20 protein-coding genes are annotated in these 25,397 nt (G+C 71.3%); 5 read left to right on the forward strand and 15 right to left on the reverse strand.

The genetic code is table 11. From position 1 onward, the window contains the following. Positions 1-9: 9 nt before the first annotated feature. The 11 genes from shc to B4N89_RS05855 form a co-directional block, all read right to left on the reverse strand. The gene (gene shc / locus B4N89_RS05805; RefSeq protein WP_078974789.1) at positions 10-1,923 is read right to left on the reverse strand and encodes a squalene--hopene cyclase; all 1,914 of its coding nucleotides are present in this window, start codon (positions 1,921-1,923) and stop codon (positions 10-12) included. Positions 1,924-1,927: 4 nt separating this feature from the next. Then, complete coding sequence (locus B4N89_RS05810) at positions 1,928-2,956, reverse strand: polyprenyl synthetase family protein (protein WP_078974790.1); 1,029 nt, start codon at positions 2,954-2,956, stop codon at positions 1,928-1,930. Beyond that, positions 2,953-4,326 carry a hydroxysqualene dehydroxylase HpnE gene (hpnE, locus tag B4N89_RS05815; protein ID WP_078974791.1) on the reverse strand — a complete coding sequence of 458 codons (1,374 nt, stop codon included), beginning with the start codon at positions 4,324-4,326 and terminating at the stop codon, positions 2,953-2,955. Before hpnE ends, B4N89_RS05810 begins: the two co-directional genes overlap by 4 nt. A gap of 90 nt (positions 4,327-4,416) precedes the next feature. Continuing rightward, positions 4,417-5,298: a presqualene diphosphate synthase HpnD gene (gene hpnD, locus B4N89_RS05820; RefSeq protein WP_078974792.1), complete on the reverse strand. Its 882-nt coding sequence runs from the start codon at positions 5,296-5,298 to the stop codon at positions 4,417-4,419. Between the two features lie 10 nt (positions 5,299-5,308). Next, the gene (gene hpnC, locus B4N89_RS05825; RefSeq protein WP_414646357.1) at positions 5,309-6,208 is read right to left on the reverse strand and encodes a squalene synthase HpnC; all 900 of its coding nucleotides are present in this window, start codon (positions 6,206-6,208) and stop codon (positions 5,309-5,311) included. Positions 6,209-6,772: 564 nt separating this feature from the next. Next, positions 6,773-7,750, reverse strand: coding sequence for an oligopeptide/dipeptide ABC transporter ATP-binding protein (locus tag B4N89_RS05830; protein WP_078974793.1), 978 nt, complete (start codon positions 7,748-7,750; stop codon positions 6,773-6,775). After that, positions 7,747-8,712: an ABC transporter ATP-binding protein gene (locus tag B4N89_RS05835; protein WP_078974794.1), complete on the reverse strand. Its 966-nt coding sequence runs from the start codon at positions 8,710-8,712 to the stop codon at positions 7,747-7,749. Before B4N89_RS05835 ends, B4N89_RS05830 begins: the two co-directional genes overlap by 4 nt. Continuing rightward, positions 8,712-10,295 carry an ABC transporter substrate-binding protein gene (locus B4N89_RS05840; RefSeq protein ID WP_078974795.1) on the reverse strand — a complete coding sequence of 528 codons (1,584 nt, stop codon included), beginning with the start codon at positions 10,293-10,295 and terminating at the stop codon, positions 8,712-8,714. Before B4N89_RS05840 ends, B4N89_RS05835 begins: the two co-directional genes overlap by 1 nt. Further along, positions 10,292-11,218 (reverse strand): ABC transporter permease, encoded by a 927-nt coding sequence (locus B4N89_RS05845; protein WP_161500640.1) that lies wholly within the window; start codon positions 11,216-11,218, stop codon positions 10,292-10,294. The genes B4N89_RS05840 and B4N89_RS05845 overlap by 4 nt, the downstream gene beginning before the upstream one ends. Then, positions 11,215-12,198, reverse strand: a complete 984-nt coding sequence (locus B4N89_RS05850; protein ID WP_078974797.1) for an ABC transporter permease — start codon at positions 12,196-12,198, stop codon at positions 11,215-11,217. Before B4N89_RS05850 ends, B4N89_RS05845 begins: the two co-directional genes overlap by 4 nt. Positions 12,199-12,346: 148 nt before the next feature. Next, a complete protein-coding gene (locus B4N89_RS05855) occupies positions 12,347-13,036 on the reverse strand; it encodes a heme oxygenase (biliverdin-producing) (protein ID WP_078974798.1) in 690 nt (229 codons plus the stop codon). Positions 13,037-13,486: 450 nt separating this feature from the next. Here B4N89_RS05855 and B4N89_RS05860 point away from each other — a divergent pair, with 450 nt between their 5' ends. The 4 genes from B4N89_RS05860 (at position 13,487) to B4N89_RS05875 (ending at position 17,018) form a co-directional block, all read left to right on the forward strand. Further along, positions 13,487-14,200 (forward strand): neocarzinostatin apoprotein domain-containing protein, encoded by a 714-nt coding sequence (locus B4N89_RS05860; RefSeq protein ID WP_078974799.1) that lies wholly within the window; start codon positions 13,487-13,489, stop codon positions 14,198-14,200. A gap of 67 nt (positions 14,201-14,267) precedes the next feature. Further along, on the forward strand, positions 14,268-14,906 hold the full coding sequence (locus B4N89_RS05865) for a neocarzinostatin apoprotein domain-containing protein (protein ID WP_078974800.1): 639 nt from the start codon (positions 14,268-14,270) through the stop codon (positions 14,904-14,906). 56 nt (positions 14,907-14,962) lie between these two features. Next, positions 14,963-15,286, forward strand: a complete 324-nt coding sequence (locus B4N89_RS05870) for a DUF2470 domain-containing protein (RefSeq protein ID WP_078974801.1) — start codon at positions 14,963-14,965, stop codon at positions 15,284-15,286. A 262-nt stretch (positions 15,287-15,548) separates the two neighbouring features. Continuing rightward, on the forward strand, positions 15,549-17,018 hold the full coding sequence (locus B4N89_RS05875; RefSeq protein WP_078974802.1) for an MDR family MFS transporter: 1,470 nt from the start codon (positions 15,549-15,551) through the stop codon (positions 17,016-17,018). 595 nt (positions 17,019-17,613) lie between these two features. Here B4N89_RS05875 and B4N89_RS05880 read toward each other — a convergent pair. After that, entirely contained in the window at positions 17,614-18,780 is a 1,167-nt protein-coding gene (locus B4N89_RS05880; RefSeq protein ID WP_143657862.1) for a DUF1214 domain-containing protein, read from the reverse strand. 58 nt (positions 18,781-18,838) lie between these two features. Further along, the gene (locus B4N89_RS05885; RefSeq protein ID WP_078974804.1) at positions 18,839-20,155 is read right to left on the reverse strand and encodes a sulfotransferase family protein; all 1,317 of its coding nucleotides are present in this window, start codon (positions 20,153-20,155) and stop codon (positions 18,839-18,841) included. 260 nt (positions 20,156-20,415) lie between these two features. On the opposite strand from B4N89_RS05885, the gene cysC reads away from it, so the two are divergent. Further along, the gene (gene cysC, locus B4N89_RS05890; protein WP_078974805.1) at positions 20,416-21,009 is read left to right on the forward strand and encodes an adenylyl-sulfate kinase; all 594 of its coding nucleotides are present in this window, start codon (positions 20,416-20,418) and stop codon (positions 21,007-21,009) included. A gap of 146 nt (positions 21,010-21,155) precedes the next feature. On the opposite strand, the gene B4N89_RS05895 is transcribed toward cysC, so the two are convergent. Together B4N89_RS05895 and B4N89_RS05900 are read right to left on the reverse strand one after the other, a co-directional pair. Then, a complete protein-coding gene (locus tag B4N89_RS05895) occupies positions 21,156-22,826 on the reverse strand; it encodes an MFS transporter (RefSeq protein WP_078974806.1) in 1,671 nt (556 codons plus the stop codon). 1,517 nt (positions 22,827-24,343) lie between these two features. Further along, positions 24,344-25,360: a TIGR03617 family F420-dependent LLM class oxidoreductase gene (locus tag B4N89_RS05900; RefSeq protein WP_078974807.1), complete on the reverse strand. Its 1,017-nt coding sequence runs from the start codon at positions 25,358-25,360 to the stop codon at positions 24,344-24,346. Between the last annotated feature and the right edge of the window lie 37 nt (positions 25,361-25,397).

Raw genomic sequence — 25,397 nt, forward strand, 5'->3', positions numbered from 1 at the left:
GGGCATGATTCAGCCTGTCGTCCTGGCATACCGGCCGAGCGCCATCACGGGGAAGACGAGCCGGTACATGTGGTACTTGATGTAGAAGTCGCCGGGGAAACCGGTGCCGGTGAACTGCGGCTCGTCCCAACCGCCCAGCTCGTTCTGATGCTCGGTCAGCCAGTCGATCCCACGCTGCGCGACCTCGCCGAACTCGCCTGCCGCATGCAGCGCGAGCAGCGCCCACGCGGTCTGCGACGCGGTCGACTCGCCGCGTCCCGACCAGGCCTCGGCCTCGTCGTAGCTGCGCAGATCCTCGCCCCAGCCGCCGTCCGGGTTCTGCCGCGCCTCCAGCCAGGCCACCGCGCGCCGGATCGCCGCGTGTCGGGGGTCGACCCCGGCGGTCACCAGCGCCGGCACCACCGCGCCGGTGCCGTAGACGTAGTTCGCGCCCCAGCGGCCGAACCAGGAGCCGTCCGCCTCCTGATGCTCCATCAGCCACTTGACGCCGTCGGCCACGTAGGAGCTGTAGCGGGCGCCGCCGTCGGCCAGCATCTCCACGATGTGCGCGGTCACGTCGGCCGAGGGCGGATCGGTGACCGCGCCGAAATCACTGAACGGCAACTTCAGCGGCAGGATGCTGACGTTGTCCGCGTCGAACGCGCCCCACCCGCCGTCCTTGCTGCGCATCCCGGCGGTCCACCGCTCGGCCCGGTCCAGAACCGCGTCCTTGCGCGCCCCGTCGGGGTGGTCGGTGTAGCGCAGGGCCATCACGATCTCGGCCGTGTCGTCGGTGTCCGGGTAGTAGTCATTGGCGAACTCGAAGGCCCACCCGCCCGGTTCCAGATGCGGTCGGCGCACCGCCCAGTCGCCGACCTCGCGGATCTCCTCGTCCATCAGCCACCCGGCCGCCTTGACCACCCTCGGGTCGCCCGCCGGGACCCCCGCGTCCCGCAGGGCGACCAGGGTCAGGCCCGTGTCCCACACCGGCGACTGGCACGCCTCGAACCGGCGGCGCACCTCGCCGTCCTCGTCGGTGTCCACGATGGTGAAGCCGTCCAGGCCCTTGATGCCCTGGGCCATCACCGGGTGGTTGAGCGGATACCCCATCAGCCGCAGCGCGATCAGCGAGTAGACCCACGGCGGTTGGATGCCGCCCCAGCCGCCGTCGGCCTCCTGGCGGCGGATGATCCACTGCTCGGCCTTGCGCATCGCGGCCTGCCGGATCGGCTTGATCGGCCGCTTCCGGTACTGGTGCAGCCCGGCGTCCAGCGCGCGGAAGACCCGCGACCACGGGTCGGTGGCGGCCGTCTTGCCCACCACCGGCCTGGTCGGGCGCAGTTCGCCCAGGCCGAACGGCGCGGGCCGGACCGGGCGCATCGAGCTGACGATGGTCAGCGGCACGATGGTCTGCCGGGCCCAGCAGGCGAAGTCGTAGACGTTGAGCGGGAACCACTTGGGCAGGTAGACGATCTCCGGCGGCAGCACCGGCAGTTCGTCCCACGACCACCAGCCGAAGAAGGCCAGCCAGAAGCGGGTGAACACCCGCGTCTCGGCCAGGCCGCCGCCGTCGCGGATGAACTCCGCCGCCGCCGCCATGTGCTTGGCGTCGGGGTCGTCGCCCGCCAACTTCAGCGCCACGTAGGCCTCGACCGTCACCGACAGGTCGGCGGGCCCGCCGAAGAAGGTCGACCAGGTGCCGTCGGCGCGCTGGTTGGCCCGGATCCACCGGGCGCTCGCCGCGGTCTGTTCCTCGGTGCGGATGCCCAGGAACTCGCGGAAGAGCAGATCCTCGGCGTCCATCGTGACGTTGGTCTCGAGTTCCCCCTTCCACCAGCCCGCATCGTCCTGAAGCTCCATCAGATGAGCGACGGCCTTGTCGAGCGCGTCCCTGACCCTGTCATCACTGACATCGCCGATTCCCGGCTGGGCGGTCACTGTCATCTCTTCACAACTCCCGAGTGGTGGTGAAGGCCGCGAGAGAGGTCAGGTCCGTGTAGGTACCTTGCGGGACGTCCAGGGAGTCCAGGCAGGCCATCGCCTGCTCCAGGCGCCGAGCCGCCTCGGTCTCGGTGCGGGCACGTCCGCCCGCCTCCTCGACCAGGCGCGCGGCCAGGGCCAGTCCCTCCTCGTTGCGCGGTCCTTCGTCCGTGTAGATGCGCGCCAGCTCACGGCCGGCGGTCGTGTCGCTCGCGAGCGCGGCGACGACCGGCACGGACTTCTTGCGCCGGCGCAGGTCGTTCCAGGCGGGTTTGCCGGTCACCTCGGGTCGCCCCCAGATGCCCAGCAGGTCGTCCACCGCCTGGAAGGCGACGCCGAGGTGGTGCCCGAAGCCGTACAGCGCCTGCACGGTGCGCTCGTCGGCGCCCGCGAGGGCCGCCCCGATCGCCGACGCGCAGGCCAGCAGGGCCCCGGTCTTGTTGCCCGCCATGGTCAGGCACTCCTCGACGGTGACGTCGAGTCGGGCCTCGAAGGACAGGTCCTGGGACTGTCCGTCGATCAACCTGGCGGTCGCTTCGGTGAGCAGACGGGCGGCGCGATCGCCGTCCGCCTCGTCGGCGTCCATCAGGACCTGTTCGGCCAACACGAGCAGTCCGTCGCCGGCCAGGACGGCAAGTCCAGGACCGAAGACCTTCCACGCGGTGGGCCGATGCCGACGTTCCTCGTCGCCGTCCATGAGGTCGTCGTGGATCAGCGAGAAGTTGTGCACGAGTTCGACCGCGACCGCGCCCGGGACGCCCACGGCGGTCGGCGCGCCGACCGCCTCGGCGGACAGCAGCGCGAGGGCCGGGCGCAGCGCCTTGCCGCCGTTGCCCGGCAGTTCGCGGCCGGCCTCGTCGGCCCACCCCATGTGGTACGCGGCCACGCGGGCCAGGGGCGGTTCGAGTCGGGCGGTCGCGACCCGCAGCGCGGGGCGGCTCGCCTCGCGCGCGCGATCGAGCACGGCGGGGGCGATCGATGCGTCGGCGAGCGTCATAGCGGCGTCGTCCTCTCCGGAATGGCACGGGTGCGGCCGAGATGCGGGAGGGCTTCGCGGGCGGCGGAAAGGCCGCTGCGAACGGCGCCCTCCATCGTCGCGGGCCATCCGGTGGCGGTCCACGCCCCGGCCAGGGCGAGACCGGGGATCGCGGTCCGGGGGCCGGGACGAAGCCGGCCCGAACCGGGAGCGGGACGGAAGGTCGCGGACCGTTCCTTGGTGACCACGAACCGCTCCACCCGGGCCTGCCGGGCAGCGGGCAGCACGCGGGCCAGCTCCGGGATGAACCTATCCCGCAGCTGCGCGCTCGTCAGGTCGATTTCCCGAGTCGCCGCGGACAACGACACCGCCACGTAGCGGCCCGGCGCCAGTCCGTGTCCGGCGCTGCGGTCGAACATCCACTGGACCGGGCTCCCGACGCCCGCGGTGAGCGGGACGTCCAGGACCGGGCGGTCGTAGACCACGTGCAGGTTCACGATCGGCGAGGTGCCGAGGCCGGTGAGCAGGTTCGGGTCGGCGAGCACGTCGTCGAGCAGCAGGGCGCCCGCGGGCAGCAGTCGGGCCGCGTCGTAGTGCGGTACGGCCAGCACCACCGCCTCGGCCTCGATCCGCTCGCCGCCCGCGTGGACGGCGAAGCCGCCGGCGCCGGCGTCGAGCGCGTCGACCCGGGCCCGCAGCCGCACCCGGACCCCCGCCTTGGCCAGCGCGCGGGCCGAGGCGTCGCCGTGCAGTTCCTGGAGCGGGACCAGGCTCCACCCGATGTCCGCGCCGTCGTTGTGGTCGAGCACGCCGGTGCGGAAGACCTTGACCGCCATGGCGAGCGAGGCCTCGGTCGCGGGCAGGTTGAGCGTGGCGATGCCGATCAGGTCCCACATCGCCTCGCGCTCGCGGGCGGTGACACCGAACCGGTCCAGCCACGCGGCGAAGGTGGCCTCGTCCAGGGCGGGGTCGGCCGGGTCGAGCCGGCGCAGGGCGAGTGCGGCCAGGCCGACCCGGGCCCGGCCGGCCATGGTCAGCAGGGGATAGCGGGCCAGCGCCGAGGACAGGTGCAGCGGGGCGGGCAGGCCGGAGCGGGCGAGCCGGGTCCGGGTGCCCCAGGGGGTGCGGACCGGGACGTCCATCCGGCGCTGGAGGTGCACCTTGTCGGCGCTGCCGATGCGCTCCAGGAACGCGATGTATTCGGTACAGCAGCGCAGGAAGACGTGTTGCCCGTTGTCGAGCCACATGTCGTCGCGGCGCAGCGAGAACGTCGCCCCGCCCAGTCTGGGTCGGCCCTCGAGGAGGGTGACCTCGACGCCGGCGTCGGCGGCGGTGAGCGCGGCGGTGATGCCCGCCAGGCCGCCCCCGATCACCACCATGCGTGCGCTCATGCCTTGCTCCGTACCCACGTGATCAATCCCTGTACCGGCCCCTGCGACCGGTTTGTCCCACCGGCTCCGGGCCGGTCGTCGCTCGGTGTTTCACCGCCCGCGCGCGAGCAGCGAGCGGGCGCCGACCGGCAGTCCGGCGAGCGCGCGCGCGGCGATCTCGGCCTTCTCCCACCCCGGGAGGGAGAGCCGACCTATCAGCACCTGGCCCGGCTCCTCGCGGATCCTGGTGAGCAGCCGGCGGTAGATGCCCGCCATCGCCCCGGTGCTGGCGGCGCTGCGCCGGTCGAGCAGCGGGAGCAGGGTCAGGCCCCGCTCGAAGAGCTGTTCGGCGCGCTCGGCCTCGAACCGGACCATGTCGTCGAACGCGGCGCTCGGGGTGAACCGGCCGTCCCGCTGCCACGCGTCCTCCAGGCCGAACTTGGCCAGGTCCTCGCGGGGCAGGTAGACCCGGCCGTTGTCCTTGTCCTCCTTGATGTCGCGGAGGATGTTGGTGATCTGGAGCGCGATGCCCAGGGTGTCGGCCAGGTCGGGCGCGTGCAGCGGGTCGCGGGAGCCGAAGATGCCCAGCGAGAGCCGGCCCACCGTGCCCGCGACGCAGCGGCAGTAGACCCGCAACTCGTCGAAGGTCTCGTACTCGGTCTCGCGCACGTCCATCTCGACGCCGTCGATCAGTTCGTCGAGCGCGGACAGCGGGATCGGGAACCGGGTCGCGGCGTCGGCGAGCGCGACCGCGACCGGGTCGCGGTCCGCGCTCAGGTCCTTGAGCTGCTTGCGCATCCGGGCCAGCTCGGCGACCTTGCGGTCGGCGGGCAGGTCGCCGTCGCCGATGTCGTCGATCTCTCGCGCGAAGGCGTAGACGGCGCTGAGCGCGAGGCGCTTGGGCTCGGGCAGCAGCCTGATGCCGTAGTAGAAGTTGCGCGCCTGATTGCGGGTCAGGCGCTCGCAATACGCATACGAAGCGTCGACGTCCATGGTTCCCCTTTTACCTCTTTCGTACCAGTACGCCGGACAGCTCGCGCAGCAGGGCGGCCTTCCCGGGTTTCGCCCGGTGGGCCAGGACGTCGAAACCGACGTCGCCGATCGCGGCCAGGGCCGCTCGTCCACCGGCCACGAACCCGGCGATCGCGAGGCGCTCGCGCCCTCGCAGTGTCCCCGCGAGCGGTGCGCCGGTGCGCAGCAGCCGCGTCGCGCGGTGTGCCTCGTAAGCGATCAGCCGCCGCACCGAGGGTGTGGCGGCGGGTGCGGCGAGGTCGGCCTCGGTGACGCCGAACCGGTCCATGTCCTCCCGCGGGAGGTAGATCCGGTCGCGGTCGAGGTCCTCCGCCACGTCCTGCAGGTGCTCGACGATCTGGAGCGCGGTGCAGATCTCGTCGGAGCGGGCGATGCGTTCCTCGGTGGCGCGGCCGAACACGTGCAGCACGATCCGGCCGACCGGATCCGCGGACAGCGCACAGTACGCGACCAGGTCGTCGTAGGTCGCGTAGCGGCGGACCACCTGGTCCTGCCGGTTGGCCTCGATCAGACCCAGGAACGGCTCGATCGGCAGATCGAGTTCGCGCACGCTCGGTTGCAGCCGGCGCAAGACCTCCAGGCGCGGCTCGCCGGTGAAGACCCGGCGCAGGTCGGTCTCGAACGCGTCGAGTTGGGCGACCCGATCCCCCTGAGCCTCGTCGCCGATGTCGTCGACCAGGCGGGCGAAGCCGTAGACGGCCAGCAGGTGTCGCCGGTGATCGGGGCGCAGGATCCCCATCGCCACGGGGAAGTTCTCGTGGCCGGCCTGACGCATGACCACGTCCGGGTCGATGATCGCGGCGTCGATGCCCGCCGTGTCGTCGTCACTCGCGCCGGGCGCGCGCTCGAGACCGCGGGAATCACTCCCCATATCTCTCCCTGGGCCCCCGAAAACATCCCCAACATTACAGTTGGCCAGGAATTCGTGCCGTCCCGGTCGGTCTGACGGTTCAGCTTGCCCGATCGAAGTCGGATCGATCAAGCACCGAGAACACGCGTGTCATAGCTCACCCGGACTTTTCCTTCACGAAACACTTTTGTTATCACCACGAACGTCCGGGGCACCTTCGACGATCCCCGTACCACTCAGGACGTCCGGCATGCCCCGGTGGTTTCTGGGCACCCGGGGAGGTTTCGTCGCACGATCCCCTCCTTGCGGAGTAGTGCGGAGTTCCGCCTTCCGCATGAGGAGTACGGCGATTATCCGTGCGCAATGGACCAAGTGGGGTCGATAAAGCGAGTGCTCGGCGAAATGTTGATCAACTTTCCGGATTTGCGGAATACCCGGAGGATAGCGGTGCGCGCCGACACGCCGCCGTACACCGAATCGATACCCGAATGCGCGGCCCCCCGCCGAACCGCCTCCATCCGGCCGACTGCTTCGGGCTGCGGCCCCGCCGATCCTCGCCGGAGCGGACCCGGGCCGGCTCCGGTCTCAGGCCGGGTGGTGGCAGGCGACCTCGACGTCGTCCAGGATCTCCCGTACCGGCCGCCGCTCGGCGCACACCTCGGTCGCCAGGGCGCAGCGCGGGTGGAACGCGCAGCCCGAGGGCGGGTCGAGCGCCGAGGGCACCTCGCCGATCGCGCCCGCGCCGAAGTCGGCCGCGCTCGCCGGGCCGGTCCGCTCGGGGTCGGGCACGGGCACGCTCGCGAGCAGCAGGCGCGGATACGGGTGGCGCGGCCGGGCCAGGACCGAGGCGGCCGGCCCCAGCTCGACGATGCGACCCAGGTACATCACCGCTGCCCGGTCGGCGAGCCGGCGGGCGATGTCGATCTCGTGGGTGATCACCACGATCGCCAGGTCCGACTCGGCGCGCAGCCGCAGCAGCAGGTCGACCACGGTCGCCTTGACACTCGCGTCCAAACTCGCGGTGGGCTCGTCGAGCACCAGCACGCGCGGGCGCACGAGCAGCGCGCGGGCCAGCACCAGGCGGGCCAGTTCGCCGCCGCTCAGCTCACCGGGCAGGCGGTCCAGGTGCTCCGTCGACAGGCCGACCCGCTCCACCATCTCGGCCACCAGCGCGTCGCGTTCGGCGCGGCCGGCGCCCAGGCCGTGCACCCGCAGCGGCTGGTCGAGGGCGTGCCGCAGGGTGCGGCGGCGATTGAACGCGGCCCGGGGGTTCTGTGTGACGAGCTGGATCAGCCGCTGATCGGCGGGGGTTCGCCCGCCGGTCAGCTCGCGGCCGGCCAGTGCGACGGTGCCCGAGGTCGCGGTGTCCAGGCCCGCGAGCATCCGGGCGACGGTGGTCTTGCCGCATCCGGACTCGCCGACCACGGCCAACACCTCGCCGGCGGCGACCTCGAACGAGACGTCCTCGACGGCGTGCACCACCCGCGGCGCGGTCCGCCGGCCGAAGGATCGCGGCAGGGTGAACCGACGGGTCAACCCCTGTACGTCGAGCAGCGCGGTCATGCCCCGACCCGCTCACTCGCGAGGTGGCAGCGCACCGTGCCCGCCCCGTGTGCGGTGGGCTCGGGCATACGCTCCCGGCAGACCGGCAGCACCTGCGGGCAGCGCGGCGCGAACGGGCAACCCGGCAGCAGGTTCGCCCCCTCGGCGGTGCCCTCGATCGCGCGCAGCGGCCGATCCGCCGGCGTGGTCGCGGGCATCGCGGCGAGCAGCGCCCGGGTGTACGGGTGTCGCGGCGCGGCGAACAACTCCCGCACGGGGGCGGTCTCCACGAGTCGACCGCCGTACATCACCCCGACCCGGTCGCAGATCGTGGACACCACCGCGAGGTCGTGCGAGACGTAGACCAGGGCCAGTCCGAGCTTGTCCCGCAGGGTCAGCAGCAGGCGCAGCACCTGGGCCTGCACGGTCGGGTCCAGCGTGGTGGTGGGCTCGTCGGCGAGCAACAGCGCGGGTTCGTGCGCGAGCGCCGCGATGGCGATCACGACCCGCTGGAGCTGCCCGCCGGAGAAACCGCCGGGCAGGTCGCGCGGGCGGTCCAGGACGGAGCCCAGGCCGATGCCGGTCAGCGTCTCGCGGACCTCGACGTCGTCCAGCCGATCGCCCAGGTACCAGCGCAGTTGGCGTACGACCGGGGTGGTCGGCGCCAGCGAGGTCATCGGTTGTTGCGGTACGAACGCCAGCCGCCGGCCGCGCACCCGGCGCAGGTCGCGTTCGCGCAGCGCGGCCAGGTCGGCGCCCTCGAACTCGATGGCCCGGGCCCGGCGGTGCGCGCCGGCCGGCAGCAGGCCCGTCAGCGCGGTGCACACGCTGCTCTTGCCGCTGCCCGACTCGCCGACCAGGCCCAGGATCTCGCCCGGCGCGACGTCGAAGGAGACCCCGCGCACCGCGGGCACCGGGCCGGGATAGGTGACGTCGAGGTCGCGCACGCGCAGCAGCGCCGCGCCCGCGGTCGTCTCCGCCATCACACGAACCGCAGGTGGTGCGGGTCGAGCCGGCTGATCCGCAACATCGTGGGGTCGAGCGGGGACAACTCGGCGCGCTGGGCGAGCGCGAGCTTGGGGTAGACCGGCGGGGTGATCACCGCGTCCTCCGCGAGCAGTCGGTCCACCCGGGACAGCGCGGCCACCCGCTCGGCGTCGTTCGAGGTCTGCCAGACGGTGTCGATCAGCCGGTCCACCTCGGGGTTGGCGTAGCCGCAGGAGAGCACGTTGGTGGACCCGGCGGGGGCGAGCGTGAGGTAGTTCGCCGGGCCGGAGGTGAACCCGGAGGAGAAGGTGTTCATCAGCATGTCGTAGTCGCGCGAGAGCCACTTGTTCGACCAGGGACCGCCGGCCAACTGCTCGATGGTCACGTCGAGTCCGACCTGCTTCCAGCCGGCGACCAGCACCTGGGCGACGTCGCGGATGCCCTGGTTGGTACCGATGGTCACGGTGAACGAGCGCTTGCCGGTCCTGGCCCGGGCCAGCAGTTCGCGGGCGCGGGCGAGGTCGGGCGCGGGCGCGAACGGGGCGAACGCGGCGTCCCAGCCGAGTTCGGCGGGCCCGATCGGACCCTGTCCGATGGTGCCCTCGCCGCCGTACACCCGCTGCAACACGCCCTGGCGGTCCATCGACAGCGCGACCGCCTTGCGGAAGTCCGGGTCGCTGAACGGCTCCTTGCGCATCATCACGTAGCTGAGCACGTCCAACGGCGCCTCGGTGAGCACCAGCGCGAGCGAGCGGTCCTTGCGGATGGTGTCGAAGGTGGCGAAGGACGGCGCGGTGATCAGATCCACCTTGCCCTGACGCAGGCTCAGCACGCGCGTGTTGGCGTCGGTGAACACGGTGTACTGCATGCCGGCGAACGCGGGCGCGGAGCCGGCCGGGTACTGGCCACCGTGGTAGCGGTCGAAACGGGACAGGGTGAAGCTCTGGCCGGCCACGAAGGTGTCGAGCCGGTACGGGCCGGTGCCCATCATCGTGTCCTTGCGGGCCACGAAGTCGCGGTGGGTGATCGGCAGGTTGGTCAGATGCGAGCGCAGCAGGCCGTACGGCTTGCTCAGCACGATCCGCACGGTGTGCTCGTCGACCTTCTCGAACCGGGAGAGGTAGCCGAGCATGTAGGTGATCCACTCGCTGCCGGCCGACAGGTCGAGCATGTGCGCGAGGGTGGCCACCACGTCGTCGGCGGTGAACGGCGTGCCGTTGTGCCAGAGCACCCCCTGACGCAGCCGGATGGTCCAGGCCAGCCCGTCCTCGCTGATCTGCGGTTCGCCGTCGGCGAGCAGTGGCACCGAGGCGAGGGTGCCGTCGTAGCGGTACAGGCTCTCCATGATCGGCTCGGCGATCCAGCGGGTGATCTCCGACCCGGAGTCGAGCGGATTGAGGCTGCTGGGCGCGGAGGCGACGCCGATCCGCAGGATGCCGTCCCTGTGCCGGTCGGCCACCCGCTTGGTGCCCGAGGAGCCGGAACACGCGGTGAGCACGCCGGTGCCGCCGGCCGCCGCGAGCGCCGCGAGGCCGAGAAAGCCTCGACGGTTCAGGCCGACTGTGTGCGCCGGGGTCACTGGGTCTCCTTGGGGGTCGGGGTGGAGATGTGTCGTCGGCCCGGGACGCGCCGGACGCTCGGGGCCGAACGCGCGCGGCGGCCCGGTCGGCCGCCGAGCGTGTCGCCGAGCAGGTTGAAGCCCAGGATGCCGAGCACCAGGACCGTGCCGGGCAGCGTGGCGTACCACCAGTCGCCGCCGATGATCTGCCCGCCCGCGTCGGCGATCAGATTGCCCAGGGTGGCATGCGGCGGGGCCACGCCCAGGCCCAGGAAGCTCAGGCCCCCCTCGGCGAAGACCGCGATGGCCATCGCCAGACAGGCCTGGCCGAGCACCGGCGGCCAGACGTTGACCAGCACCTCGCGGAACAGGATCTCCCGCTCCGGCACCCCCAGGCCGCGCAGGTTGGCCACGTAGTCCTCCTGCATCTCCACCACGGTCGCGGCGCGCGCGACCCGGGCGAAGTAGGGCACGAAGCCCAGGCCGATGGCGAACGCGACCCGGGCCCCGTTGCCCACGGTGACCGGCCCGAAGTGCATGTCGGCCGTGCCCATCAAACCGATCAGGAACATGACGAAGACGAACTGCGGCAGCGCCTGGAGGGTTTCCACCGCGCGCATCAGCAGTCCGTCGAGCCGGCCGCCGTGCCGACGCCCGGCCAGCACGCCCAACGGCACCCCGACCACGATCGCGAAGCCGATCGAGGACAGGCAGATCAGCAGCGAGGTCCAGGCGCCCTCGGCGGTCCGGGCCAGCAGGTCGCGGCCCAGGTGGTCGGTGCCGAACGGATGCCCGACCGAGGGCGCCTCGGGCCCGAGGGCGACCAGCGCGGCGGGATCGCCGTGCAGCCGGCCGACGGTGGCGACCAGGAGATAGAGCAGTACGCAGACCACGCCGATCCACCCGGCCACGCCGAGGTGCGGCGGCCGCGTCCGGGCCCTCACGCGGTCCGCCCCGCGAGGTCGCCGGTCACGCCCGCGGCGGTGCGCGGATCGACGAGCGGGTAGAGCAGGTCGACTCCCAGGTTGAGCAGCAGGAAGATCGCCGAGGTCGCGACACACGCGCCGAGCGCGAGCGGATAGTCCTGTCGCTGGAAGGCGGTGACCATCAGCTGGCCGATCCCGGGGATCTGGAACACGTTCTCGATGAGCACGGTGCCCGACAGCAGGCCGCCGATCAGTACGCCGGCCACGGTCAGCGTCGGCACCAGCGCCCCGCGCAGCGCCACCCGGCGCAGCGTGAGCAGCCGCGAGCCGCCCATCGCGCGGGCGAACATCGCGTGGTCGGAGGCCATCGCGTCGGCGAGGCCGCCGCGCAGCGAGCGGGTGAGCATCGCGAAGGTGGCCAGGCCGAGCACGATCGCGGGCAGCACGAGCACCCGGAGGTTGGCCGCGGGATCCTCGCCGAAGGTGACGAAGCCGCCGGCGTTGGGCAGCAGATCGGGATGGCTGTCGCCGACCACCACGAGGGCGACCACGGCCAGCCAGTAGCCGGGCAGGGACATCGCGAGCACGGTCAGCACGCGGGTGCCGTGGTCGACCGCCCCGCCGCGGCGCAGCACCGACCACGCGCCCAGGACGACGGCCGGGATCACCGCGAACACGGAGGCGATCAGCCCCAGTTCGAGCGAGACGGGCAGCGCCCGGCCGATCTGGTCGGCGACCGAGGTGCCGTCGTAGAGCGAGGTGCCGAGGTCGCCGCGCAGCGCGTCGCCGACGTAGTCGAGGTATTGGGTCACCAGCGGCCGGTCCAGGCCCATCCGGTGTTCGACCGCGGCCCGCGCCACCGGATCGGCCGCGACCTGCGGCGCGAGCTGGTTGACCGGGCTGACCGGGGAGGCGTGCAGCAGCAGGAACAGGCCGGTCAGGACGGCGAACATCACCACCACGACGCCCAGGACGCGCCGTGCCAGGTAGTTCGTCATTGCTCCCCCTGCCGATCCGATGCGCCATCCATTGTCGGACGGCGCATCGGACGGTGGGCCCCCGGGTCGTGCGGTGTGTCCGAAGCGGCGGGTTCGGGACGGCGCCGGAGGCGGTATGCCGACCGGTGTCCCGAGGGCCGCGTTCGGGTCAGGCGGCCTTGCGATAGCGGTCCAGGTCCCGGCCCAGCTCACGCAGGACGGCGCTGTTGATGTCGTACGCGAACAGCACCTCCTGGATCACCAGCTCCTGCTCGGCCTCGTCCCACGGGGCGTCGTTCATCGCCGCGCGGTACGCGTCCTTCCACACGGTCAGGTCGCCCAGCCCGTCGAAGACGTAGAAGTCGCTGCCCCGGGTGCCGGGCAGGTCGTAGTGCTTGCGCATCTGCTTGGCGATGAACTGGCCGCCCGACATGTCGCCGAGGTAGCGGGTGTAGTGGTGGGCGACGAAGCCGCCGGCCCAGTCGTAGCACTTCTCCCGCATCCGGGCGGTGTAGCGCCGGGTGGCCTCGTTGGCGGGCCACCGCTCCTGCCAGCCCTCGCCGGCCAGGAAGAGCATGTCGGCCTCCAGGATCGCCCGGCGGTCGAGGCGCGCGTCCGCGAACGGGGCGCCGATCGGGTGCTCGCGCATGGTGTCCGCGGCGTCGTCGAGCACCACGTAGGCCCAGTAGTGCTGGGCCACCATCGCGGTGTAGGCGTCGCGGGTCAGTTCGCCCTTCATCAGCGCCTCCAGGAAGCCCGAGCCCTCGGCCTCCTGGTGGAAGGCCCACGAGCGCTTGCGCAGCGTCTCGGCGAAGGTCGGGGTGGCACCGGCGGTTTCGGCGGTCTCGGTCGTGGTCATGAGGTTTCCCCTAGGTGCGACAAGATCTACCGGACACGCACGCATGGGTGCGGACGGTGCGAACTGTGGAGGATCGGGCGCCATTGCCCGTGCGGAGTCGACGCTTCGGCCATGGCGAAGCCCATGACAAAGCACCTGCGGGGAATCGGTTCTTCGCCCGTTTCCGCCGGCCCCCGCAGTCTGTGCGGCGCCGTACGGTGCCGTCAATAAGTTACCGACAACTTGTCGGCACGTTGTCGGCGGGGTCACATTCCCCGAGCCGGCGGGCCGGGAGAAACGCGGGAGCGACCCGGGAGGAACATGGCAACGGGCCTACGGCACCCGGAGGAACGCGGCGCGGAACCGCCTCGGAACCACCCCCCGGACCTTCCGGCGACCCGCCCCGTCTTAGGATAGCCTCACCTCCAATCATTCCGTACGCAAGCGTACGGTCGACCCAGAGGAAACAACGTGAGCCCAGCCCGCACCGGACGCCTCGGCGGCGCCGTCGCCGCCACCGCGACCCTCCTTCTCGCCTGGCTGGTTCTCGGCCTCGCGGGCCCGGCGCACGCGACCGGCACGCCGGCGGCGGGCAAGGCCACCTTGAGCGCGGTCAAGACCACCGGCCTGAACCCGGCGGGCGACGTGGTCAAGCTGGTCGGCAAGGGCTTCACGCCGGGCGTACGGCTGTTCATCCTCCCGTGCGACCCCGCCCAGGGGGCGGGCCGCGCGTGCGACATGGGCTCGTTCGGCGGCCCCACCGAGGCGGACGCGACCGGCTCGTTCAGCACCGACATCAAGGTGGCCGCCAAGTTCGGCGCGGTCGACTGCCTGAAGACACGATGCGCGATCGCCACCTCGAACTCGGCCAACGGCAAGGACCGGACCCAGGAGGTCTACCTGCCGATCGGCTTCGAGGGCGAGGTCGCGGGCCTGCCGGCCACGCCGGGTCCGGCCACCGCCGCACCGCAGGCCGGCGCCCCGGGCGCGGGCGGCGCGGCGCAGCCCCCGGCCTCCGCCGGTGTGCCGGGGGCGACCGCCACCGACTCGGCGAGGTCGTCGGCCGCGGACAAGGACGACGACGACGGCGGCAACACCGGCTTGATCATCGGCGTGGTCGCCGGCGTCGTGGTGGTCCTGGTCGTCGCCGGCGTCGTGGTCAAGCGCCGCCGCCCGAGCGCCTGATCCACAGGCCCCGCTCCCGCACCTCCCCACCTGCCTCACCAGCCAGTCGTCTTCGTTCGGAGTCCACATGCACAAGTCCCGTACGGCCGCGGCCGTCGCCGCGACCGCGATCGCCGGCCTCGGCCTCACCGCGTTCGCGAGCGCTCCGGCCTCGGCCGCCGACGCGCCGACGATCACCCTGTCCAAGTCGACCGGCCTGGCCGCCGGCGGCGAGGAGATCACCGTCACCGGCAAGGGCTACAAGCCGGGCAAGGGCGTGTACGTCGCGCAGACCGTGGCCAAGCCCGCCGGCGGCGTGCCGACCCAGTACGGCAACGCGGGCTACGTCCCGCAGGTCGGCCCGGACGGCACGTTCACGGTCAAGCTCAAGCCGACGCAGAGCTTCGAGGGCAAGGACAAGGCGAAGGTCGACTGCGCCGCCACCGCGTGCTTCGTGGCCACCTTCAACGACCACACCGACCTCGCCAACCGCGACCAGGACGTGTGGCTCCCGGTGTCCTTCGCCGGCGCGGCCGGCGCGCCCGCCGCCAAGACGCCGACCGGCACCCCGCCGCAGGCCGGCGCCACCAACGAGGTCGGTCAGCCGCAGCTGCCCAAGACGGGCGCGTCGAGCACGCAGCTCGGCTACGTGGGCGCGGGCATGCTGGTGGTCGGCGTGGGCGCGGTGTTCGCGTCGCGTCGGCGCCGCGACTCCGTGTCCGGCTGACACACGTCCCCCACCCCTGCCCCGACCCCACCGCTTACCGCCGGAGGCGAACCCGCATGAACGAGGCGACCGTCAACCCGTTCGGAGCGGACGCGATCACCGCCGTCTGCAAGCACATGAACGACGACCACCCCGACGACTGCCTGCTGATCGCGCGCGGTCTCGGCGGCCGGCCGGAGGCCACCTCGGCGACGATGACGGGCCTGGACGGCGACGCGGCCTACTACTCGGCGATCGTGGCAGGCGAGTCGGTCGAGATCCGGGTGCCGTGGAGCCGGTCGATCACCGAGCGCCGGGACGTCCGGATCGAGGTCGTCGCGCAGTACAACGCCGCGTGCGAGGCCCTGGGCCTGCCGCCGCGGGGCGAGGGCGAGCACTGAGCCCGAGCGGGAACCGGCGGGCGAAGCGGCCCGACCACCTGTAGGACCTGTGACACGCAACAGGTAACAGGTAACAGGTAACAAGCATCACGCCGACGGCCCGGGAGGAAGGTCTCCCGGGCCGTCGGCGTTGTGGTGTCCGGTGCGTGGGGCTGGGAACGCGCCCACGCCGCAAATAACCTGTCGGCTACACACGTACGAAAAGATATACTGAGCTTCGCTCAGTATCAGATCGCGCCTCCCGATTGAAGGCCCCACCCCTATGCCGCCCATATCCGCGTCACGTCTCAGCCAGAAGGTCGTGGTCGGCGCCGTCTTCGTCGCCGCGATGTTCGTCAACATCCTCGACGTCACCATCATCAACGTCGCGCTGCCCGCCATCGGCAAGGACCTCGGCGCGTCCCAGGCATCGCTGGCCACGGTCGCCGTCGGCTACCTGGTCAGCCTCGCGGTGTTCATCCCCGCGTCCGGGTGGCTGGGCGACCGGTTCGGCACCAAGCGGATCTTCCTGATCGCGCTGGCCCTGTTCACCGGCGCGTCCGCGCTGTGCGGCCTGGCGCAGAGCATCGACCAACTGGTGCTCTTCCGCATCCTCCAGGGCGCGGGCGGCGGCATGCTGACGCCGGTCGGCATGGCGATGATGTTCCGGGTCTTCCCGCCCGAGGAGCGGGTCCGCGCCTCGCGCATCCTGATGGTGCCCACCGCGCTGGCCCCCGCGCTCGGTCCCGTGCTCGGCGGCCTGCTCGTGGACAAGGCGTCCTGGCACTGGGTCTTCTACATCAACCTGCCGGTGGGCGTGGCCGCGTTCGTGTTCGGCCTGATGTTCCTGGAGGAGTACCGCAACCCCAAGGCGGGCCGCTTCGACCTGCCCGGCTTCGTCCTCTCCGGCGCCGGCTTCGCACTGCTGATGTACGCGCTGAGCGAGGGCGCGACCAAGGGCTGGGGCTCGCCGATCATCCTGTCCACCGGGATCGCGGGTCTGCTCCTGTGCGTGGCGATGGTCTTCGTCGAACTGCGGGTCAAGGAACCGATGCTGCACCTGCGGCTGCTCCGCGACCGGTTGTTCGTCAGCACCAACGTGGTGTCGATGGTCAACTCGGCGGCGTTCCTGGGCGTGCTGTACGTCTTCCCGCTGATGCAGCAGCAGGCGTTCGGGAAGTCGGCCCTGGAGACCGGCCTGCTCACCTTCCCGGAGGCGTTCGGCGTGGTGATCGCCACCCAGTGGGTCTCGCGCCTGTACCCGGTGGTCGGCCCGCGGCGGCTGATGGCGGGCGGCCTGCTCGGGATCGGCGCGTGTGCGGCGTTGCTCGCGCTGGTCGACGGGGACACCGCGGCCGTGTTGATCGTGGTGCTGATGTTCTGCACCGGCGCCTCGATGGCACACGTGATGATCCCGATGCAGGCGGCGGCGTTCGCGCGGACCGCGCCGGCGGACAACGGCCGCGCCTCGACGATCTTCAACGTGCAGCGCCAACTCGGCTCGGCCCTGGGCGTGGCGCTCCTGGCGAGCATCCTGGCCGGCATCGGCACGATGACCGGCCACGGCGGTGGCGCGCCGACCCCGAACCTGCACGCGTACCACGTGGCGTTCCTGGTCGCCGCGGCCCTGGCAGTCCTCGGCGCCATCGCCGCCCTGACCATCCGCGACAAGGACGCAGCCTCCACGCTCCGCAAAAAAACCGAGGTCACCCCGACAACCACGACCCAGCCAACGGAACCGGCAAAGGTCTGACCCGAACCCTCCCCCGAGGCACACACCAAGCAAGCCCACAAAACCCCAGCCCACCCGGCACGCAACACACGCACCCAACCGGACCGCCCCATCCAGCCCGTCCGGCGCTTGAGGACGCCCGCCGCAGGCGCTACGAACCGCAGCCGAGGCCACCAAACGCAACCAATCCCAGCCCGCCCGGCACGCGACACACGCACCGAACCCAACCGCACAAACCCAGCCCGTCCGGCGCTTGAGGACGCCCGCCGCAGGCGCTACGAACCGCAGCCGCGGCCACCAAACGCAACCAATCCCAGCCCGCCCGGCACGCGACACACGCACCGAACCCAACCGCACAAACCCAGCCCGTCCGGCGCTTGAGGACGCCCGCCGCAGACGCTACGAACCGCAGCCGAGGCCACCAAACGCAACCAATCCCAGCCCCTCCGACGCGCAACACACGCACCGAACCCAACCGCACAAACCCAGCCCGTCCGGCGCTTGAGGACGCCCGCCGCAGACGCTACGGACCACAGCCGGGGCCACCAAACGCAACCAATCCCAGCCCGTCCGGCGCTTGAGGACACCCGTCCCCGGCCGGCCGCCCGGCCCGGGTTCAGGCACGGAACCGCCACGCCACGTGTTCCGCACGCCTCCGCAAGGACTCGTGCCGCTCGCCAACCCCGATCGTGCGCGTCGACGGGTGCAAATGCTCCCGCACCGACGTGCGCGGCACCACCACCGCCCGAACCGCCGGCTGCGCGTACGGGTCGAGCCACCGGTGCGTGGCGAAGACCTCCGCCCGCCCCTCGGTGTCCAGCCAGTTCGGCACGCCCGGATCCACCGCCCCGATCACGACCCGGATCCGCCCGTCCGGATCGTGCTCGGCCTGCACGTGGTTCAGCGAGGTCTGCCGGTTGGCGAAGTCGAGCGATTCGAACCAGCCCGGGCTGTACAACTGCAGGTCCCACTGCCCGGAAACCCCGGGATCGGTCTCCACCACAAGCACCTGATCATCCGTCAGCCGCACCCGCGCAAAGCCGTAGACGACCTCCTTGACCCCACCGGCCACCGTCGAGGGCGTACTGAACGTGTTCACCGGCTGCCGATCCCCCGTCGCCCGCACCCAGTCGTTCCAGACCTCGATCGAGTTCTCCACCGAGGCCGCCGCACCGGCCAGCATGCCCGCGACCCGCTCCGGGGTGACCCGCTCGGCCGGTCGCCCCTGGGTGTCCAGGCGCTCCAGGGCAAACATCGCGGGTTGCTCCGGCGTCCAGTCGAAGTAGTAGTCGCGCACATGCAACACCCGTGCGTCCGGCGTGAGTTCGATCCAATTACCCGGCTGCCGGTCGGCACTCAGCACGATCTCGACCGTATCGCCCGGCCCCACACCCAGCGCGGTGGAGGATGTCTCCGCCAACACCTCCGTACGCCCAGCGTGCATGTCCCCCGGCTTGACCTGGAGCACGAACTTCTCGCACGCGTTCATGGTCACGGTGAGGCGATACACGCCGTCCCAGGAGATCGGCGCACGCCGCGCGTTCTGGTCCACGTTCGGACCGCCCCAGCGGTAGACCAGGTCGTTGTGGGTGAAGAACGCCGGGTTCTCCGGGTCGGTCGCGGCGAGTTGGTAGGTCAGCCAGCAGGCGACCTGATTGGCCAGGTGCCGAATGCCCTCGGCCCGGTCGGCGTCCGTCGCGCCGGGGAAGTCGGCCTCGAGGATACGATCGCCCAGCGCGGCCATCCGCTCGCAATAGGCGCGCCAGGCACTGCCGTCGACCACGCCGGAGGCGGAACCATCGGGCCGGGGACGGGGACGGTCGTTCGAGTCCGAGTGCACGTCAGATCTCTTCCGTCGGAACCTGGAACCGCTTCTGATAGTCCGCCAGTCGAGAACGCACGTCCTCCCGATCCAGGCCGAGGTCGTCGAACGCATAGGCGTGCCGTCCGTGCCGCCCCTGCGGGCGCGCGGCCAGATACGCGCGCATCCGGCCCGCCGCGTCCGCGCCGAACTCCAGCCCGAACCCGGCATACAACTCCCGTACCACCGCGATCGGATCGCGCATGAAATCCGCGTAGGTCGAGTCGTGCCAGTCGGATTCGGTCACCCGGCCCGCGTCACGAAACGCGGTGAGCCGGGCATAGGCGGTGCACCACAGGTCGCTCTGGGTCCGCGCGACGTCCCGGATGTCGGAACGATTCCCGTACGCGTGGTGAATGGTGGCGATCAGGCTGCTCAGCGAGGCCAGCACGGTGAGCGGATCGCGGTGCGTCACCGCCAGGCGCGCGTCGGGGTACACGTCGACCAGCGCGTCCAGGGTCAACAGGTGCGCGGGCGACTTGAGCACCCAGCGGGTCGCCCCCGGTGTACGTCGCTGCAGGATCTGCAGGACCAGTCGGTGGTAGGCGTACGCGGGCCGCATGTCGCAGTCGGCCAGCCACGCGGCGTACGACGGGATCGCGAACTGCCCGGTGAAGTCCTCGGAGCGGAACGCGAGCACGTGCGCGCTGATGCACTCCTTGGGCAGCGTGCCGCTCTTCTCGTGGATCGCGTCCATCGCGGGAAGAGCCGCGGTGACGAAGCGAATCTCCCGCTCGGCGAGCGCGATGCGCGGGTCGGTGTCGCGCGTGGCGGGCTCGGGCGGCGGGACGGGACGCAGGAACTCCCAGGTGGTGGGCACCCGGTTGGCCGGATCGCGGGCAAGCAGCGCGTGCAGGATCGAGGTGCCGGTGCGGGGGCCGCCGGTGACGAAGATCGGCCGCTCGATCGGCTCGTCGCGCACGCCGGGGTCGTCGCGGACGTAGCGGGCGACCTGGAGTCGGACGTCCAGGAGCCGATTCACCCAGGTGTACGCCCACCAGCGGCCGACCCGGTCCAGGTTCGCCTCGTGTTCGAGGGAGTGGAGGAGGCGGTCCAGGCCCTCGCGGAAGGCGGGGTCGGTGTCGGTGAGGGCGAGGCCGGCGGTCTCCGGGGTGCCGACCGGGTCCGGGTCCGCGCCCGCGCCCGCGCCGGCCCATGCACCGCCGGCCCGGGCGCGGGCCTCGCCGAGGAGGGTGTCGGCGTCGAAGGGACGGTCGAGGTCGTCGGTGAGCGGTGGGATGGCGCCGGCCGCCAGGGTCTCGGTCCAGGCGGCGCGTTGTGGTGGTGTCCAGGCCATGGCCGGTCGGCCTCCCTCACGTTCGGGTGTCGCGTCTCACGTCTCGCGTCTCGCGTCTCGGCGTCTCGGCGGTGCAGGTCCGGGCGGCTGTGGCTCGGTCCCGGGCGCAGGTTAGCTCTATGTGAAGGTAAATCTGAAGGGACGTCAGATTCGGGGGCCGGCTTTTCGGCGTCCGGGTACTGGACCGGGGCCGAGCCGCGCCGGGTCGCCCCGTACGGTACGAATCCTCGGGTTCATTGCGAACGGGCGGATGGAGAGTCGTGAGCGAGCGCAACGTGGTCTGGCACGAGGGCGGAGTGACGCGCGAGCAGCGTCCATCGCTGGGGGCGACGGTCTGGTTCACCGGCCTGTCGGGTTCGGGCAAGTCGACGGTCGCGGTGATCGCCGAACGGCTTCTGGTCGAGCGCGGGGTCACCGCGTATCGCCTGGACGGCGACAACGTGCGGCTCGGCCTGAACGGCGACCTGGGTTTCGGCGCCGAGGACCGGACCGAGAACATCCGCCGGGTCGGCGAGGTCGCCAGGCTGTTCGCCGACGCGGGCGTGGTCGCGATCGTCCCGGTGATCAGCCCGTATCGCGCCGACCGCGACCGGGTCCGCGCGCTGCACGCCCGGGACGGTCTGCCGTTCCTGGAGGTGTTCGTCGACACCCCGATCGAGGAGTGCGAACGCCGCGACCCGAAGGGCCTGTACGCCAAGGCCCGGCGCGGCGAGATCGGCGACTTCACCGGCATCTCCGCCCCGTACGAGGCCCCGGAGAAGCCGGAGTTGCGCCTCACCCCGGCAGACGGCGACCCGGAGCAGCAGGCGGAGCGGCTGCTGGCGCTGCTGGAGACGATGGTGGGCGAGGGGTAGTCGGCGGGATCGGCGTCAGGTCACTGGCGAAGGTCGCCGACGGAAAGCGCCAACGCGGCGTCAGGTCCTGTGGATCCCCCTCGGATCCACGGATCCTGACGCCGCGTCACACACCACGAGCGGGTGTGCGATCGGTGGTGCGGCCGCTAGTGGAGCAGGCCGCCCGTGGCGGGCTTGCGGCCGTGCCGCATGACCAGCGCGATCACCAGCGCCAGCAGGCCGCACACGATCAGGATCCAGAAGCCGGTGGTGAAGGCGTCCGTGGTGTAGGTGCAGCCGCGCGGGTCGCAGGCGTCCTGGGTGGCCAGGCCCTGTCCGCTCGGCGCCGGACCGGTGATCCGCAGGCGGTTGTTGGTGAAGATCGGCGACAGCAGCGCGACACCGACCGAGGCGCCGAAGGACTGGGCGACGACCAGCATGCTGGACGAGATGCCCTGCTGCTCCTGCGGCACGGCCTCGATGATCAGGTTCGGCGCGGCGGCGTAGTACATCCCGAAGCCGATGCCGTAGACCACGCCGCAGATCAGCATGAGCTGCCACGAGTCGTGCATGAACACGTACATGAAGCCGGCCAGGGTGAGCGTCGTGACGCCCACGATCATCGGCATCCGCAACCCGCTGCGCTGCCCCCAGAGGCCGGCCAGCGGGCCCGCGATCATGCTGGACATCGACTGCCAGATCAGTACGTGCAGGGCGAGGCCGAGGAGGGTGAAGCCGAGCGCGTAGTCGAGCGAGTCGTTGAACGACACCGCCGCCTTGACCTGGTCGGCGATGCCAGCCCACATCGCCTCGGGCGCGCCCATGGCCTTGGCGCTCTGGACGGCGCCGTCGCCGTACTTGTCGAGCGTGCTCTGCTTGACGTTGTCCGGGGTCAGGCCCATGTAGCTGGTCAGGTAGTTCTGGATGCCGATGATCATGTTGGCCAGGAACGCGATCCCGAGCACCAGGGCCACGCGCGGCGCGGTGAGCAGCTTCAGGTCGATGATCGGGTTCTCCACCCGCTTCTCCCACAGCACCCACAGCCCGATCACGGCCACGCCGGCGAGCGCGTACCCGAATGCCGAGGGCTTGCCCCAGCCCCAGGCCTCCCCCTGGCTGATGTACAGCAGGATCAGCGCGAGCCCGACGCCGAGGATGACCCCGCCGACGTAGTCCACCTTCTGCGGAACGCGCAGCTTGGACTCGGGCACCACGATCAGCAGGAGCGGGATCAGCACGACCATGTAGACGACCAGGAACCAGAACAACGAGCGCCAGGAGTAGTGCTCGGTGAGCAGCCCGCCGACGACCGGCGCGAGCGCGGCGGACAACCCGAGCCCGGTGGCCGAGACACCGATCGCGACCGGGATGAACTTGCGCGGCATCAGGTCGCGAATCAGCCCGTACACCACGGCGGTCATGCCGAAGGCGACCGCCTGGAGCGCCCGGCCGACCAGGAACAGCGGCCAGGAGCCGGTCACCGCGCAGATCAACGACCCGACCAGGAACGACACGCTGGTCGCGAGCAGCAGCCGCTTCTTGCCGTAGACATCGGAAAGCTTGCCGATCAGGGGGCTGACCGCGCCGCCGACGAGGCCCAGGATCACGACCATCCACGAAATGCTCTCGCCGACGGACCGGAACGACGGGGCGATCTCCGGCACGGCCGAGGAGATCATCGCGTACTGGAGCGGCACGACCTCGGAGAACATCACCACGACGGCCAGGACGGCGAACACCCGGCCCTTGGAGACCCCTTCCAGCCGACCGGTATCGACCGAGGACGGGTCGGATCCGGGCTCCGGCGGCTTCGCCGATACTTCAACGGTCGCAGACATACCGGTACTTTCCGTTCTGTGCAGGGACGCGCACCGGACACGTGTCACTAGGGCGACACGCCCGGTTTTGTACGGAATATGCGGGGGGCAAAACGCCACTCGGCCTCGATGAGGCCGGCATGTCTCGTGGACATCGCCAACCGGATCGGTGCACTCCAGCCGAACTGATTGACAGTGTTTAGCACGCCGGGGAAGTGCGCGGAAGGGTGAGGGCGAGAGAGATGGGAGGTTGATCCCGTTTTAGTATACAAATTCCCTGACGGACCGTCAGCTCCCTGTCGGGGTCAGGGTCGGGGTTCGGGGTCGGGAGCATTACGGCCGTTGCGCCTTGGGTTGCGGGTGGCCGGTGCGGGGCCGGTCCGAGTCGGTGATGGGCCGCCGCCGGCGTGCGGGGCTCCAAGACCCGGGACTCCCGACGAGACGCACGCATTGCTCGGCGAAAACCGGCTGGCAGCGGCGGGCGGGGAGGGCGGCCGGGTCGAGTCCTCCGGGGAGCGTTCGCGAGTGGGTCGGCGTTCCCGGCGGGCGTTGGCATGTGGGTGTGACGAAGGCTCACGAACCCGGATCGCGATGGGTGATTGAGGGCTTCGAGCTTCGGTGACCTGCGGTTTTGTGGCGTCGGAGGGGAAAGTCGAGCGTCGAGTGCCGGTTTCGTGTGCTGTGGCCCCTTCGGCGCCGGAGCGGAGACCGGAATCGCCCAATCGGCGTCCGCTTGGAGCCCTGCGACCCCACGGGGGCCGCCGAGGAGACCGAAAGTGCCCAATAGGCGCCGAACCCGGATCCCGAGGAACCCGAATCAGCCGCCGCTCGCGCTGACCTGCGGTTTTTTCCCACGCGAAGGCTCCGGCACCCCACGGATCCGGATTCGTGAACCTTCGTCACCCACATGCCAACGCCCGCCGGGAACGCCCGACCCACCCGGGAACGCTCCCCGGAGGACCCGACCCGGCCGCCCTCCCTGCCCCCCGCTGCCAGCCGGTTTTCAGTGAGCAAGACGCCCGCCTCGTCGCGATCACCGAGTCTCGGAGCCCCGAGCGCTGGCGGCGGCCGACCTCTGGCGCCGGACCAACCCCGCACTTGTTACCCGCAACCACACGCGCAACGCCCGCCGAAGACACCCAACCCACTCGGGAGGGCTCCCCGGAGGACCCGACCCGGCCGCCCTCCCTGCCCCCCGCTGCCAGCCGGTTTTCAGTGAGCAAGACGCCCGCCTCGTCGGGAGCCCCACGCCTCGGAGCCCCGAGCGCCGGCGGCGGCCGACCTCTGGCGCCGGACCAACCCCGCACCAGCCACCCGCAACCACACGCGCAACGCCCGCTGGAAACGCCCGACCCACTCGGGAAGGCTCCCCGGCGCACTCGACCCGGCCGCCCCTCCCCGCCGCTGCTGGTGGTGGTGGTGTGTTCCCGGGAACAACAGCCCTGTTTCGCCCGGCAATTCGACTCCCCCGGCACCCATGACTCCGCGCCCGAAGCGGTCGGACCAGCCAACCCGCTCAGCCGTCCCGGACCGCACGCTCAGTTCGGTCCGGTTCGGCTCAGTTCGTGGAACTGTTGTGTCACCTCTGTCCAGCGTTCGATCGATGCCGGGTTCTCGCGCCAAGTGCTCACCGCCGAGTACGCGACCACTCGGGTTGCGGCTGCTTCGTAGCGGGCCAGGAGGGACTGGGCCAGGGTGTTCCAGGGGGCCGTTACCGTGAGGGTGTCGAGGACCTCGTCGGTGATGGCGGTGGCCATGGCCTGGCGGTCCTTGGCGGCGAAGAGGCGGTTGAGGCGGGGTTGGAGGTCGTTCCAGCCGTGGGTTTCGAAGACCTTCGAGTAGCCCGGGGTCGAGCCGTAGAAGGCCAATCGCAGGCGCAGCTTCTCGCGTTCGGACTCGATCTCCTCGTCGGTGTCGCCCGTTGCCGTCATCACCGGGCAGACCAGCGCGAAGTCGTCGGCCGCGCCGCCGGCGGCCAGTTCGGGGCGGACCACCTCCTCGATGTAGCGCAGGCTGTGCAGCGGGTGGACGTGCAGGCCGTCGGCCACCTCGCCGATCATGCGCAACATCCACGGGTTGACCCCGGCCAGGTAGATCGGCGGGTCGGCGATCGAGCCGCCCGGCGTCCACTCCGGCGTCATCAGGGTGAACCGGTAGAAGTCGCCCTTGAACCGCAGCCGTTCCTCGCCCCGGAAGGCCGACCAGATCGCCCGCAGCGCGGCGACGTACTCGCGCAGTCGCGGGCCCGGCCGGTCGAACTCGGCCGAGTAGCGCCGTTCGATGTGCGGCCGCACCTGGGTGCCCAGGCCCAGTACGAACCGGCCGCCGGTCGCCTCGGCCAACTCCCAGGCCGCCGACGCGGTGACCATCGGGCTTCGGGCGAACGCGACGGCGATGCCCGTCCCGACGGTCAGGTTCTCGGTGGCCAGCGCCGCGGCGGTCGCGGCGGTGTACGCGGTGCGGCCGCCCTCGGTGAGCCACAGGCCGTCGAACCCGGCGCGCTCGGTGGCGGCCGCGGCACGTTGCATGTCGCGGAGGGTGAGGCCGGCCGCCATGACATCGAGCTGAGGGGGTGTCAGGCGACGAGGGGTC

The sequence above is a fragment of the Embleya scabrispora genome, assembly GCF_002024165.1.
Taxonomy (GTDB): Bacteria; Actinomycetota; Actinomycetes; order Streptomycetales; family Streptomycetaceae; genus Embleya; species Embleya scabrispora_A.